Here is a 1,485-nt window from a genome sequence, read left to right on the forward strand (position 1 = left end):
AGCGTCGCGGGCGTACCGGCGCCGGGGCCGGCGGCGGGGAACGCCGGCTGCGCCGCGGCGAGGGTGGTGGCCGTCGTGCGGAGGGTGGCGGCGAGGGCGGCGAAGGCCGCCGCCGCGGAAGCCGTGGGTTCGACCGCCTCGCCGAGGACCCGGGCGGAGCCGCTCCGCGTCACCGTGGCGTGGAAGACCGGGTGCCGCGGGTCCGGGCGGTGCACCGTCAGTCGGGCCGCCACGCCGAGACGGACGGTCAGCGTCCGCCACCAGTACGCCACCTGCGGATGCGCGGACCAGCGCCCGGGCGGGATCTCCTCCCCCGCCGGCGCCGCCCCGAGGACCGCCAGGGCCGCGCGGCGCAGGGCGCGGCCGGCCGCATGCTCCGGCCCGGCGCCGACCGCACAGTCGCCGCCGAGCGCGAGCTCGGCCGCGCGGCACAGGGCGTCGAGCCGGGCCAGGTCGGTCCGCAGGCCGCCCGCGAGCAGGGTTCCGGCCGGAGTGCCGCAGGACACCAGGGCGACGGGGAGCTGGGGCAGGCTCCCGGGCAGCGGGGCGTCCAGCACGCCGAGCCGCGGGTCCGTGAGGACCCCGACCCGCTGCAACGCCTCGGCCAGGTCGCGTGGCGGAGCCGGCGCGGCGGAGGCCCGTGCGCCGGCCGCCCAGGGGCGGTACTCGGCGCGCGGCGGGTCGTCGGTGACGAGCAGGACCGCCGGAACTCCTGCGAGCAGCCGGGGGTCCTCGCCCTCCGCCGCCGGGTCGGTGCCACCGGTGACGGCGCACAGCAGCCGGTGCACCGCCGTCCCGGCGGCCATGGCCGCGGGCCGTTCGGAACCCGTTCCCGGGGCCCCCTCCGGGATCTCGTCCGGGGCCGCGGCCGCCTTCAGGCGTGCCGCCAGGTGCTCCATGCTGCGACGGGCCTGCGCCGGCGGGGCCGGCTCGGTCACCGCCGTGGTGCCGGCGACCGTCAGGGCGCCCACCGCCACACGGCGGGCCGTGCCGGGGTCCTCGGCCTCCAGGAGCGCGTCGCCCGGCGCAAGGGCCGGGTCCGTGGACGTCCCGGTGAGCGGGATGCCCTCCGCGGTCAGTGCGGCGGCCAGCCGGCGGGCCAGGGGGGCGGCCGGGTCCCCCACCGTCAGACGGGTGCGCCACGGCGGCGGCGCCGGCTGTTCGTGGCGCACGAGCAGGTCGTGGGCGTGGAGCTGCGACACCAGGGTGGCCACCGCCCGGGCGGCCGGGGAGCCGGCCGGGGCGCGCTCGCGGAGCGCGCCGAGGTCGCCGGAGCGCAGCGCCGCCTCCAGCAGCCGCCACAGCGCGGGCAGCGCGCGGCTGCCCTCGAACGTGACCTGGGAACGGTGGCCCCGCAGGTGGACCCCGTCGGTCAGCGGCGTCGCCGCCGTACCGGGGCGCAACCGCCAGCCCGCCAGCGCCGCCACACCGCCGCCGTCCGAGTGGCCCCTGTCTTCTCTCCCCTCCCCCACGCTGTCCCCGCCG

At 80.8% G+C, this 1,485-nt stretch carries 1 protein-coding gene; it reads right to left on the reverse strand.

Going from position 1 to position 1,485, the window contains the following annotated elements:
- The coding region (locus EF918_RS35645; protein ID WP_125652970.1) for a hypothetical protein at nucleotides 1–1,427 on the reverse strand (1,427 nt) is incomplete at its 3' end.
- Between the last annotated feature and the right edge of the window lie 58 nt (nucleotides 1,428–1,485).

Source organism: Streptomyces sp. WAC06614 (genome assembly GCF_003949795.1).
GTDB lineage: Bacteria > Actinomycetota > Actinomycetes > Streptomycetales > Streptomycetaceae > Streptomyces.